At 68.7% G+C, this 12,369-nt stretch carries 11 protein-coding genes; 4 read left to right on the top strand and 7 right to left on the bottom strand.

Annotated features, from left to right (window positions below):
* Positions 1 to 93: 93 nt before the first annotated feature.
* Positions 94 to 1,803, top strand: coding sequence for a hypothetical protein (locus tag BHQ18_RS06950; RefSeq protein ID WP_069412862.1), 1,710 nt, complete (start codon positions 94 to 96; stop codon positions 1,801 to 1,803).
* A 68-nt stretch (positions 1,804 to 1,871) separates the two neighbouring features.
* On the opposite strand, the gene BHQ18_RS06945 is transcribed toward BHQ18_RS06950, so the two are convergent.
* A complete protein-coding gene (locus BHQ18_RS06945; protein WP_069412861.1) occupies positions 1,872 to 2,309 on the bottom strand; it encodes a hypothetical protein in 438 nt (145 codons plus the stop codon).
* A 33-nt stretch (positions 2,310 to 2,342) separates the two neighbouring features.
* Positions 2,343 to 2,780 (bottom strand): hypothetical protein, encoded by a 438-nt coding sequence (locus BHQ18_RS06940; protein ID WP_069412860.1) that lies wholly within the window; start codon positions 2,778 to 2,780, stop codon positions 2,343 to 2,345.
* A 161-nt stretch (positions 2,781 to 2,941) separates the two neighbouring features.
* Here BHQ18_RS06940 and BHQ18_RS06935 point away from each other — a divergent pair, with 161 nt between their 5' ends.
* Complete coding sequence (locus BHQ18_RS06935; protein WP_084293922.1) at positions 2,942 to 4,600, top strand: DUF7800 domain-containing protein; 1,659 nt, start codon at positions 2,942 to 2,944, stop codon at positions 4,598 to 4,600.
* 52 nt (positions 4,601 to 4,652) lie between these two features.
* Here BHQ18_RS06935 and BHQ18_RS06930 read toward each other — a convergent pair whose 3' ends face one another.
* The 5 genes from BHQ18_RS06930 to BHQ18_RS06910 form a co-directional block, all read right to left on the bottom strand.
* On the bottom strand, positions 4,653 to 5,393 hold the full coding sequence (locus tag BHQ18_RS06930) for an SDR family NAD(P)-dependent oxidoreductase (RefSeq protein ID WP_069412858.1): 741 nt from the start codon (positions 5,391 to 5,393) through the stop codon (positions 4,653 to 4,655).
* A 150-nt stretch (positions 5,394 to 5,543) separates the two neighbouring features.
* On the bottom strand, positions 5,544 to 7,166 hold the full coding sequence (locus tag BHQ18_RS06925) for a dipeptide ABC transporter ATP-binding protein (RefSeq protein ID WP_069412857.1): 1,623 nt from the start codon (positions 7,164 to 7,166) through the stop codon (positions 5,544 to 5,546).
* Entirely contained in the window at positions 7,163 to 8,032 is an 870-nt protein-coding gene (locus BHQ18_RS06920; RefSeq protein ID WP_069412856.1) for an ABC transporter permease, read from the bottom strand. Before BHQ18_RS06920 ends, BHQ18_RS06925 begins: the two co-directional genes overlap by 4 nt.
* Complete coding sequence (locus tag BHQ18_RS06915; protein WP_069412855.1) at positions 8,029 to 8,997, bottom strand: ABC transporter permease; 969 nt, start codon at positions 8,995 to 8,997, stop codon at positions 8,029 to 8,031. The genes BHQ18_RS06920 and BHQ18_RS06915 overlap by 4 nt, the downstream gene beginning before the upstream one ends.
* The gene (locus tag BHQ18_RS06910; protein WP_069413030.1) at positions 8,994 to 10,508 is read right to left on the bottom strand and encodes an ABC transporter substrate-binding protein; all 1,515 of its coding nucleotides are present in this window, start codon (positions 10,506 to 10,508) and stop codon (positions 8,994 to 8,996) included. Before BHQ18_RS06910 ends, BHQ18_RS06915 begins: the two co-directional genes overlap by 4 nt.
* 140 nt (positions 10,509 to 10,648) lie before the next feature.
* Here BHQ18_RS06910 and BHQ18_RS06905 point away from each other — a divergent pair, with 140 nt between their 5' ends.
* Positions 10,649 to 11,197 (top strand): hypothetical protein, encoded by a 549-nt coding sequence (locus tag BHQ18_RS06905; RefSeq protein WP_234794101.1) that lies wholly within the window; start codon positions 10,649 to 10,651, stop codon positions 11,195 to 11,197.
* On the top strand, positions 11,198 to 12,280 hold the full coding sequence (locus tag BHQ18_RS06900; protein ID WP_069412853.1) for a glycoside hydrolase family 183 protein: 1,083 nt from the start codon (positions 11,198 to 11,200) through the stop codon (positions 12,278 to 12,280).
* Positions 12,281 to 12,369 lie beyond the last annotated feature (89 nt).

Below are 12,369 nucleotides of genomic sequence, written 5' to 3'. Positions count from 1 at the left end.
ACCGGGCCACCTTCGGGCACCCGTACCAGGCAGGTCTGTCGCAGGTCGGGGGAGTGGCGCTGAGCGCCACGGATGAGAAGGGAGTCGTGCACGATGGGTGCACCGCTTTACAAGAACGGCGTCGCGGTTCTGGCGTCCGGAGTCGTGATCTCGTTGACCGCGCTGACCGCCGGTCTGTCGCCGGCCGTCGCGCAGCCGGACTCCGACGACGTCGTGACGACCGTCGCCCCGGAACCCGAGGTCAGTGCCCCCGAGCCCGAGCAGACAGTCGAGGCTCCCACCGCTGAGCCGGCAACGCCCGCCGCGCCGGCAACGCCCGCCGCGCCGGCAACGCCCGCCGCGCCACCGTCGCAGGTGGCCCCGCAGGTACCCGTCGTCGTCGAGCCCGAGCCCGCCCCGCAGACCCAGGCCCCGCAGACCCAGGCGCCGCAGACTCAGGCGCCGACCCGGGCTCCGGCACCGCAGACCTCCACCGCGGTGGAGACCGCCGAACCGGCCACCCCGACCGCCGAGCCGTCGACCACCGCCGAACGCGCACCGTCGACCACAGCCGCACCGTCGACGACGGCCGCGACCAGCGCTCCGGCGACGACGTCCGCGGCTGCCGACGAGCCCACCGCGAGCCCCGAGTCGTCGGCCGCACTGGCGCCGGCCACCGAGAGCTCGTCGGAGAAGGAGACCCCGGCCAGCGGCACCGAGACCAGCGCCTCGGAGACCCCGGCCAGCGGCACCGAGACCAGCGAGACCAGCGCCGCGCGCGAGAGCGGCGAATCGGAGACCAGCGAGTCCGCCGAAGAAGGCAGCGAGCAGTCCGACACCCCGACCGTGTCGATCGAGCAGGCGGCCAAGGAGATCGAGACCCTCGCCCCGGAGACACTCGAGGCGCCGGCCGAGGACATCGAGCTGGCCAAGAAGGCCGAGCCGATCTTCGAGCCCGAGGTCGCACCGGCCCCCGAGCAGGACATCGACGCGTTCAAGGAATCGGTGGATCTGACGCTGGGCCTCAACGGCAACGAGGCCAGCGCCAGCGCCCGCGCCGAGATCGACGCCAAGCGCGACCGTGACTTCGAGTTGGTCTCGAACGTGCGGCAGTGGCGGCCCGACTGGATCGAGTACGACGAGTACTACCGGCCGGTGCTGATGAACCCGTTCCGGGATCCGGTGCGCATCGTCTACGTCTACGACATGCGCCCGCGCATCGTGTACATCCCGCCGCTGGCGCGGATGGTGCTCGAGGTGGCGCAGTTCGCGGCGTACAGCTTCACCGCCGCGGTGCTCGCCCCGATCAACGCGGCGATCGACTTCGCGCAGGCGGCGACGAGCATCGCGGTCGGCAGCTTCTTCGGCGGCGGTTACTTCCCGGGTGCCGGGCTGCCGTTGCCGTCGCCCCCGCCGCCGGTGCTGCGCTACGACAACGTGCCGGTGCTGGTGAACTACTCGAACGCCCGCTACGAGCCGTTCCGGGTGCGTCAGATCGTCGATGTCGGCCAGGATCCCGTCTACGGCGGCCGCAAGGTGCTGCTCGACGGCGCGACCCCGGCCTGGGGTGAGTGGACCCAGACCGCCGGCGGTGAGCGGCAGTTCGAGATCCGCAAGACCCAGCAGTTCCCGGGTCTGAGCGAGCCGGCCGAGGGCCCGCTGCCCGGCGACTACCGGCTGCGGCTGGCCTCCGACGAGGCTTCGTCGGCCGGTCTGAGCGGACGCGACATCTTCCTGATGGTGGCGGCCGGCGTGATCGGCACACTCGGATTCGGCGCGATCGGCTTGGCGTTCTTCCTCGGCCGTCGCCGGCCCGAGCACTGAGCGCACGCGTGATTTCGGCGTAGCCGGTTGCGGTCAGCGCAACCGGGTACGCCGAAATCGCTTCGGGGTCACTCCTCTTCGACGATCCGATTGCTCAACGCGAAGAACACCTCGGCGTGATCTTCGGCGCCGACCACGGTGCTGTTGCGCAACGGCACCGAGAACGTGGTCTCCGGAGAAGTGCCGGTCGTCCGGTTGACGTGGAAGTCGAACTCTCTGTGGTCCTCGAGTTCGTTGGTGTGCTCTGAAGCGCCTTCGAAGAAGTATGCCCATCCATGAACGCGGATCGCGTCGTTGAGATCGGTCAGGTGCGCTTCCAGATCGACCTCGACGCGACACTCACCGCCCCATGACACCGTTGGTTTACCCAGGTCGATGAAGCCCTGCCCGGGATGCATGATCAGCGGTCCGACCTGTCGGACGTTGTCGGTGGGATGTTCATTTGCTCCGAAGTCTTCGTGGTCGGTTCCGTGAACGGTGATCTTTCCCGTCAGTAGGCGTGCCATGGCCGTAGTCCTGTCTTTCATTGCTGTCGTTGGTTATTCGTCGTCGGTTTCGATGAGCCGATTCGACACGGTGAGGAACACATCAGCTGTGTCTTCTGCTCCGAGTAACACGGTGTTGCGCAGGCTCACGTGGTGCTGGCGAGGCGGGCTGGCTCCGAGGGTGCGGGGCACCGTGAAGTCGATGGACTGGGTGTCCTCGAGCTCGTCGGTCTGTTCGGAGCCGCCTTCGTAGAAGCGGGCCTCGCCGGACAGCTTGGCGGTGCTCGCATCGACCGGCCGGGCGTTCAACTCGACCTCGACGCGGCATTCCCCGCCCCACTTGACCGGCTCGATCTGGATGTTCTGCTCCGGTTGTCCCGGCTCCAGCACGATCTGGAAGTTGCGCAGTTTGTCGGTCGGATGCTCGTTGGCGGTGAAGTCTTCGTGGTCGACGCCCTCGACGCGCACGTTGCCCTGCAATAATCGGGCCATCGGATTCCCCTCTCGGATGGTGGATACCGTTGTTCGGAATCCACGATTTGTGTGACAACGCAAATGGTGTCCGCCGCCGGAGGGCCGGCCTAGCGTAGTCGGGTACTCCAGCAGCCTCCGGATTGGTAGGCCCCCCGGGGGTGCGCGGGCGTCAATAACTGATGCATGATGGGGCGATGCCAGAAGTTCGCGTGGGGCCCCTGCTCCGGCACGTCGGCACGACTGACGCGACCGTCTGGGTCGAGACCGACAAGCCCTGCGAGGTTGAGGTTCTCGGCAGCAGCGCCCTGACCTTCGAGGTCGAGGGGCACCACTTCGCGATTGTGTGCATCACCGATCTTGACCCCGACCGCGAGCACCCGTACGAGGTCCACCTCGACGGCCACACCGCCTGGCCGCCGCCGGATTACGAGTTCCCCGCGCCGCGGATCCGGCTGATGCCCCGCGACGGGTCGCTGCGGTTGCTCTTCGGCTCCTGCCGCGCGTCGGCTCCGCACCACCCGCCCTACACCCACCAGCACTGGTGGCACCCCAAGGGTCAGGGCATCGACGTGCTGCGCACTTTCGGTCTGCGGATGCTGCGCCAGCCGTCGGCGACGTGGCCGGACGCGCTGCTCATGATGGGCGATCAGCTCTACGCCGACCAGGTCAACGACACGATCAAAGATCTTGTGGCCGAACGCGAAGTGCACGCCAACGGCCCGGTCGAGGTCCTCGAGGACTTCGAGGAGTACTGCATCGGCTACTGGGACGCGTGGAGCGATCCGGTGGTGCGCTGGATGCTCTCGACGGTGCCGTCGTCGATGATGTTCGACGACCACGAGATCAACGACAAGTGGAACACCTCGCAGGCGTGGCTCGAGGAGATGCGCAAGACCGACTGGTACCAGACTCGCATCATCGGCGGGTTGATGGCGTACTGGATCTACCAGCATCTGGGCAACATGTCGCCGGACGAACTGGCCAAGGATGACACGTTCCAGCAGGTCACCGCCAGCCGCTGCGGCGCCGAGCCAATTCGGGAGCTCGCGCACATGGCCGAAAAAGACGACGGCGCTTCGCATTTCAGCATGTGTCGGGATCTGGGTTCGACGCGGTTGATCGTCGCCGATGCCCGCACCGGGCGTCAGCTGCGGCCCGGGCAGCGCAAGATCATGACCGACCAGGAGTGGGACTGGATCACCGCCCACGTCGACGGCGAGTACGAGCACCTGCTGTTCGCCAGCTCGCTGCCGATCCTGCTGCCCTACGGGATGCACCACATCGAGGCGTGGTCCGAAGCGGTCACCGACGGGGCGTGGGGCCGACGGATGTGCGCGGTGGGGGAGAAGGTGCGCATCGCCGCGAACCTCGACCACTGGGCGTGCTTCCAGGACAGCTACCGCAAGTTCGAGGATCTGGTCTTCGAGACGGTCAGCGGCAAGCGCGGACGCGCGCCCGACTCCATCGTGTTGTTCGGCGGCGACGTGCACCACTGCTGGGTCGACGAGGTCTCGCTGCCCGACGACGCCCCACCCGCGAAGACCAAAGTGTGGCAGGTGGTGTGCTCGGGTTTGCGCAAGGAACCGTCGGCGGTGGAGCGGGTGGTGTTGCGGCTCGGGCACACACGGGTCGCCGAGAAGGTCGGCTCGCTACTGGCCAGGACCGTCGATGTGGGCACGCCGCGGCTGCGCTGGCGGCCGGTGACGCAGCCGCACTTCCGCAACCAGATCGGCACGCTCGAGATCGCCAAGGGAGAGATGGGTGTGCGGATCGAGAAGGTCACCGGCAGCTGGCGCAAACCTCGCATGACCGCTGTGATCGAGCACAAGTTGCTGTGATTTCGAGGCGCTCCCAGTCGGCGAGCGACAGGTAACGCACCGAAATCATCTGTCAGCCGGCGCCTTTTCCGTTGTCGACGCGGTACACCGCGCCGTGGATCGCGGCCGCGTCGTCGCTGGCCAGAAACGCGATGGTCTTGGCCACGTCGACGGTGTCCATGAACCCGCGCGGCGAAGCGATGCGCATGATCAGGTCCCAGTCGGCGTTCTCAGGCGCGGTGAACTCGGTGGTCTGCGCGGTCGGCATACCGCCCGGGCACACGGCGTTCACCCGGATCTTGTCCTTGGTGTACTCGACGGCCAACGCGCGGGTCAGCCCGATCAGGCCGTGCTTGGCCGCGCAGTAGCCCGCCGAGTACACCTCGCCCTCCACGCCGGCGATCGACGCGACGTTGACGATGTTGCCGCCGGACTCCAACAGGTGCGGCAGCGCCGCGCGGCACAGGTAGAACGGGCCGTTGAGGTTCACCGCGAGATCGCGGTCCCAGTCGTCGTCGGTCATCGACGTGGTGTGCCGCATCTGGTGAAAGCCCGCGACATTGGCCAGCACGTCGAGCCGGCCGAACTCGGCGACGCACTGCGCGACGGCGTCGCGGCACGCCGCCGGCGATGTCACGTCGACCGACGCGAACCGCCCTCCGGGTACGGCCTCGAACACCGACGCCATGCGCTCGGCGTCACGCGCGATCCCGAACACCGTCGCCCCGCGTTCGGCGAACAGCTGCGCGACCGCCGCGCCCAGCCCCGCCGACGCGCCCGTCACCAACGCGACCTTGCCGCTGAGTTGAGTCATGGGCATGACCTTCTCACGGCCGTGCCGAGTGAGACGTGAGGGCTGCTCGCGACGGCCGGGCGGGTTTCTGCGTTGAGGGTAGTCGGGTCGGCGGATCCACGACCCTGTGCGCAAAATCCGCAGTCGGGCGGGTCGAGCGGCCGCGCCGCGCTATTTCGGCGCGCTCGAGACCCGCGGCCGTTCCGGCGGGACCGCGGCCAGCAGTGCGCGCGTGTACTCGTCGTGCGGCGAGTCGAACAGCTCCGCGGCGGGCCGGTACTCGACGGCCGTGCCGTCGCGCATCACCAGCACGTCGTGGCTGACCTGCTGCACGATCGCCAGGTCGTGGGCGATGAACAGGTAGGTCAACGAGAGCTCGCGCTGCAGCTGCGCCAACAGGTCCAGCACCCGCGCCTGGACCGACACATCAAGTGCGGCAGTCGCTTCGTCGAGGATCAGCAGGTCGGGCTCACCGGCCAGCGCCCGCGCGATGCTGACCCGCTGACGTTCGCCGCCGGACAGTTCGTGCGGGAACCGCGACGCGTACTCCGCCGGCAGCCCGACCAGGTCGAGCAGTTCGGCCACCCGCTGCGTGCGGGCGCGCCTGCCCTTCGCCAGGCGGTGCACGATCAGCGGCTCGCCGATCGCCGCGGCGACGCGGGTGCGCGGGTTGACCGACGAGAACGGGTCCTGGAACACCAGCCCGATCCGTCGGCGCATCGCCTTCTGCGCCGACCCGCGCACCCCGAACACGTCGACGTCGTCGAGCGTCGCGGTCCCCGCATCCGGTCGCACCAGACCGGTCAGCGCCGCGGCCACCGTCGACTTACCCGACCCCGACTCGCCGACCAGCCCCAGCGTGGTGCCGCGCCGGATCTGAAACGACAGGTCCTTGACCGCGTGCACGCTCGACTTGCCCACCGGCGTGCTGATCGCGAAACGGACGTCGAGGCCGGCGACGTCGAGCAGCACCGGCGCGTCGGGCGCCGCGGGCGGGCCGGGACGGCCGATCAGCGGCCGCGCCGCGAGCAGTTCGCGGGTGTACTCGTGGCCGGGATGGTCGAACACGTCGCCGATCGAGGCCTGCTCGACCGCGTCCCCGTCGCGCAGCACCGTCACGTCGTCGGCCACCTGGCCGATCACGCCGAGGTCGTGGCTGATCCACACCACGGCGGTGCCGAAGTCGCGCTGCAGCGCGGCGACCAGTTCGACGATCTGCGCCTGGGTCGTCACGTCCAGCGCGGTGGTCGGCTCGTCGGCGACCAGCAGCACCGGATCGCACGCCATCGCGATCGCTATCATCACCCGCTGCTTCTGCCCGCCGGACAGCTGGTGCGGGTAGGCCGCCAACTTCGTCTCGGGGTCGGGCAGGCCGACGGCGGCCAACAGTTCCAGCGCGCGCGCCCTGGCCTGCCTGCGGGTCATCTTGCGGTGCGCCTCGAGCGATTCGGTGATCTGGCGTTCCAACGTCAGCAACGGGTTCAGCGACGTCCCCGGATCCTGGAACACGAACCCGATCTGGCCGCCGTGCACACTGCGCAGCTGCCGGCCCGACGCGCCGACCAACTGCACCGTCGCCGATTCCGTTGTCAGCGTGCTGGTTCCGGCGACGTTCGCGCCGGGGGCGTCGAGCAGACCGGTGGCGGCCAGCACGGTCATCGACTTGCCCGACCCCGACTCGCCGACGATGCCCAGCGTCTGCTCGCGGTGCACGTCGAACGAGACACCGTGCACGATCTCGCGCCTGCCGATGCCGACCCGCAGGTCGCGCACGCTCAACACCGGGGCGGTCACTGTTTTCTCCGCGCTTCGATCATGGTGCGCTGCTTGGGGTCCAGCACGTCGCGCAGGCCGTCGCCGAGCAGGTTGAACGCCAGCACCGTGACGAAGATCGCCGCGCCAGGAAACACCGCCATCCACCAGGCCAGCGTGACGAAACCCTGCGAGTCGAAGATCATCCGGCCCAGCGACGGCTGCGGCGGCTGAATCCCCAGGCCGAGAAACGACAGGGCCGCCTCCGAGAGGATCGCGAACGCCAGCGACAGCGACGTCTGCACCACCAGCGGACCGGCGATGTTGGGGACGATGTGGCGGCCCAGGATGTACAGGTGCCCGGTGCCCATGCTGCGCGACACCGACACGAACGGTTCGACCCGCACGCTCATCGTGCTCGCGCGCGCCACCCGGGCGAAGATCGGCGTGTAGACGATGCCGATCGCCAGGATCGTCGTCGTCACACCGGGACCCAGGATCGCCACCACCGCCAGCGCCAGCAGCAGCACCGGGAACGCGAACATGACGTCGACCACCCGCATGAACACCGTGTCCAGCCAGCCGCCGCGGTAGCCGGAGATGACACCGACCGTCACGCCCACCACCACCGCGAACGCGACGCTGACCACCGCCACCCGCATCGACGCCTGGGTGGCGACCAGCACGCGGGAGAACACGTCGCGGCCCAGCTCGTCGGTGCCGAACCAGTGCGCCCCGCTGGGCGGTTGCAGCGCGTTCGGTACGTCGACGTCGTTGATCCCGTACGGCGCAATCCAACTCGCGGTGACCGCGACGAACGCGATGATCACCAGCAGCGCGGCGCTGACCACGGTGACCGGGTTGGCCATCAGCAGCCGCCACGACGAGGTGCTGGTCCCGGTGCTCATGACAGCCGGATCCTCGGGTCGACGACCGCGTACAGCACGTCCACGATCAGGTTGATCAACAGGAACAGCGCCGCGATCAGCAGCACCGTGCCCTGGATGACCGGGTAGTCACGCGCGGCGACCGCGTTGTAGACCAGCCGGCCCAGTCCCGGCCAGGCGAACACCACCTCCACCACGATGACCCCGCTCATGATCGTCGCGAGCTGGATACCGGTGATCGTCAGGATCGGGATCAACGCGTTGCGCACGGTGTGCCGCAGCGTGACGACCCGCGGCGCAAGGCCTTTCGAGCGGGCGGTGCGCACGTACCCCATCGCCGCGACCTCCAGCACCGCCGAACGCACATAGCGCGTCATGATCGCGCCGGCGACCAGGGCGACGGTCAGCGCGGGCAGCACCAGGTGGCGCAGCCAGCCACCCGGATCGCTGAGCAGCGGGCGGTAGCCCGACGTCGGCAGCCAGTGCAGCGTCGTGGAGAACAGCGCGATCAGCAGGATCCCCATCCAGAAGTCGGGGATCGACACCCCGAACTGGCTGCCGATCCGCACGATCGCGTCGCTGACCTTGCCCTCGCGCAGCGCCGACCAGATGCCGGCCGGAATCGCGATCAGCAGCGCGATCGTGATGCCCACCGCGGCCAGCGACACCGTCGCCGGGAGCCGGTCGAGCAGGATTTCGGTCACCGGGTCGCCGTTGCGGAAACTCACCCCCAGATCGCCGGTCAGCGCGGACCCGATGTAGGAGAAGAACTGCGTGACGATCGGCTGATCCAGGCCGCTGGCCGCGCGCAACGCCTCGTAGGCCTCGGGGGTGTAACGGGTGCCCAGCGCGATCCGCACCGGGTCGCCGGGCACCAGATGCACCAACGCGAAACTGACCACCAGCACTCCGAGCAGCACCACCGCCGAGTACGCCAGCCGTCGCGTGACGAAGCGCACGACGGGGTTGCTCACCAAGCGGCTCATGCGGTTTCGCCTCCGGCCAGGTCCGCGGTGCGGAACCGGACCGCGCCGTCGCGGCGGGCCTGGTAGCCCGACAGGCCGGGCACCCAGGCCTGGATCACCGACGGGTTGTACAGGTAGATGTAGCTGACCAGATCGGCGATGCGGGTCGCGGCGCGGCGGTACACCTCGGCGCGCGCGGCCCGGTCGGTCTCCACGCGGCCGGCGTCGAGCAGGCGGTCCACCTCGGGGTCGGAGAACTTCTGCGCGTTGCTGGTTCCGTCGGTGTGGTGCTGGGCGTAGTAGAAGTCGTCGGGGTCGATGTTGCCCAGCCAGCCCATCATCAGCATGTCGAAGTTGCCGGAGTTCTGTTCGTCGAGCCAGGTGGCGAAGTCGACGGTGCGGATGTTCACCGTGATGCCCAGCGGCGCAAGGTTATCGGCGATCACCTGGGCGGCGGTGACGGTCTCGGGGTACTCGCTGGTGACCAGCATGTCCATTGGGACGTCGCCGACACCGGCCTCGTCGAGCAGTCGGCCTGCGGTGTCGGGGTCGTAGCGGTAGCGGTCGTAGTCGGTGTACCAGGGATTGCCCTCGGGGATGGCCAACTGGTTGGCCGCCGCGGTGCCGTAGGTGGTGGCGGCCACGATCGCGTCGCGGTCGATGCCGTAGGCCACCGCCCGGCGGACCCGCACGTCGTCCCACGGCGGGCGGGCCTCGTTGAGTGCCAGATACCAGTAGTCGTTGCTCGCGGTGACGGCCAGGTGCAGGGAGTCGTCGTCGCGCAGCTGTGTGACCCGTTGCGGCGGAATCGAATCGGTCCAGTCGATCTCACCGGCCTGCAGCGCCGACAATGCGGTCGACGGTTCGGAGATGAACCGGAACGTCACCCCGGGGATCGGCGGGGCGCCGCCCCAGTAGGACGGGTTGGCGCTCAACGTGATCGAGTCGCCGCTCTTCTGCGACTGGAACGCGAACGGACCGGTCCCGACCGGGTGCGTGGCGATCTGACCGCTTTCCACGTTGCGCCGCTGCACGATCGCCATGCCTTTGAACCCGCCGAGATTGGTCAGCAGGTTCGGCGTCGGCGCGTTGACCCGGATCACCACGGTCAGCGGATCGACCGCGCGGACCTCGGAGACGGCGCTGAACTTGTCTGAGTTGGTCAGCTGTTCGTCGATGATGCGCCGATAGGAGTAGACGACGTCGTCGGCGGTCAACGGGCTGCCGTCGTGGAACGTCACCCCGGGGCGCAACCGGAACGTCCACGTCAGCTCGTCGGGACTGACGTCCCACGACTGCGCGAGCGCCGGTTGCATCTCGAGGTTGGCGTCGGGTTCGACGAGCGTGTCGAACACGTTCTCGAGAACCTCGAACGAGAAGTACGCGCTGGTCTTGTGCGGGTCGAGTTGGTCGGGCTCCCCGGCGATCGCGGCGATCAGGTTGCCCGAGGACTGTCCGAGGTCGACCCGATCGCCGGTGGAGCAGCCGACAACGACCAGCGCAGCGATCAACGCAACCACCAGTCGCTTCATCAACCCCAAATCCTCAAGATCGTGAGCCGTGTCTACCCCGTCGGTGCGGTGGCCGAAACGCGGAGCCGGGCAAAGCTGTGACGGCCCGCGGTGCACACTGTGATACTCGTAGGCACCAGGGACGGCGGAAGGGCACGAGGTTGAGGAAGACGATCACGCGGATGTTCGTCGCCGCGCTGCTGATCGCCGGCGTCGCGCTCGGCGCTGCCGGCGCCGCGGGCGCCCAAGGCGACGTGAAGTCGCCGGACACGCCCGAAGGCGTCTACACGGTGCGCATCGACGGTCAGGCCGAAACCACGTGGGAGATCTACCCGATCTGTGTGCCGACGGTCGGCGACCTGCGTGAACCGCTGATCCTGCCGGTCGGGTGCCGGCTGAAGGTCACTCCCGCCGGCCGCGGCGGGGCAGAGGCCAGCCAGGTCGGCGGCCGGTGGCAGTTCCAGTCCAACACGTTCGACTCGATCAAGAAGTGCCCGGACGGCAGCACCGGGCTGCAGAAGGAGATCTACGCGTTCGACGGGGCGACGCTGACCGGCAGCGTGCAGATCTTCAACAACGCCGAGGTGTGCGGTCAGCCGGCCGGCATGGTGGAGCTGCCGCTGACCATGTCGTTCAAGGAGCCGCTGGCCATTCCGGTCACGCCGTACCCGCTGATCTGCGAGCCCGGCGGCCTTCGCCGCTGCTTCTAGATGACGCGGCCGCGGCTGCCGCTGCGCAGCGGTAAGGCGGTCGACCTGACCGGCCCCGGGCGCACGGATCGCTGGGGCGTCACCTGCACCGACCTCGGGGCGTCGGTGACCGCGCCGAACGGCAAGCTGGTGTCGGTGTTCGGCGACACGTTCTCGGGCACCCGGGTCGGCGACGGCGACTGGCGTTCGCCGGTGGTGTTGATCGGCACCGGCGACGCCGACCACGAGATCGTCTACGAGCGGGCCGGCGGAAGCGACCCCGATTATGCGCGTCAACTGTGGCACTACGTGCACGACGAGGCGTCCGGCGGCTGGCGCCGCGGCGGGATCAGCACGGTGATCCCGTCGGACCTGCTGACTGTCGGCGACTCGATGTACCTGCACGCCATCGTCAACCGCGGTTTCGGCACCGTGGTGTGGACCGAGATCTGGCGCTCCGACGACAACGGCGTCACCTGGACACACATGGGGGAGAAGGCCAAATTCCCCGCCGAGCTGCACGGCGGCCACGCCCAGTGCTGGGCGTGGGACCACGACCCTGACGACGGGTGGGTTTACGTGGCCGCCACCGGCTTTCAACGCGACAAGGGCATCATCCTGATGCGGGTGCGACCCCGCCACATCGGCGACCGGACCCGTTACCACAGCTGGGGATTCAGCGACGGCCGCTGGCGCTGGGGCACGGCCGCGACCCCGATCACGCCGGTCGGCGAGCGCTGGGGCGAGTTGGCGTTCCGCCGCCTGGCGCCCGGCAAGTGGGTGCTCGGCGGGTTCTTCGCCTCCGCGTACGCGTTGGGCTACCGCGTGGTCGCCTCGCCGGTGGCCAACATGCACACCACCGAGATCCAGACCCCCGTGACCGGTTCGACGTGGGACGCCGAGAACCACCACCGCAACCACGTCGCGCAGCTCTACGGCGGATACCTGCTGCCCGGATCGCGCTTCGACATCGACGGCGGCATCGGGATGATCGTGTCCCAGTGGAACACCGGCACCGGGTGGCCCTATCGCGCAATGCAATTCAAGGCATCGCTGCGCGACAGCACCAGGGCGTCGTCGCCGGGCGATCCGATCAACCTCTGACATTCGCCGCTGCCGGCGGATTCGCCCGCTTAAGGTGTAGGCCGGAGGTCGAGCGGAAGGCGGATCGTGGCTGGGATTTCTGGGAGTTC

The sequence above is a fragment of the Mycolicibacterium flavescens genome, from assembly GCF_001722335.1.
Taxonomy (GTDB): domain Bacteria; phylum Actinomycetota; class Actinomycetes; order Mycobacteriales; family Mycobacteriaceae; genus Mycobacterium; species Mycobacterium flavescens.
The sequence above is the reverse complement of the archived record's forward strand: the minus strand, read 5'-3'. Positions and strand labels throughout refer to the sequence as shown.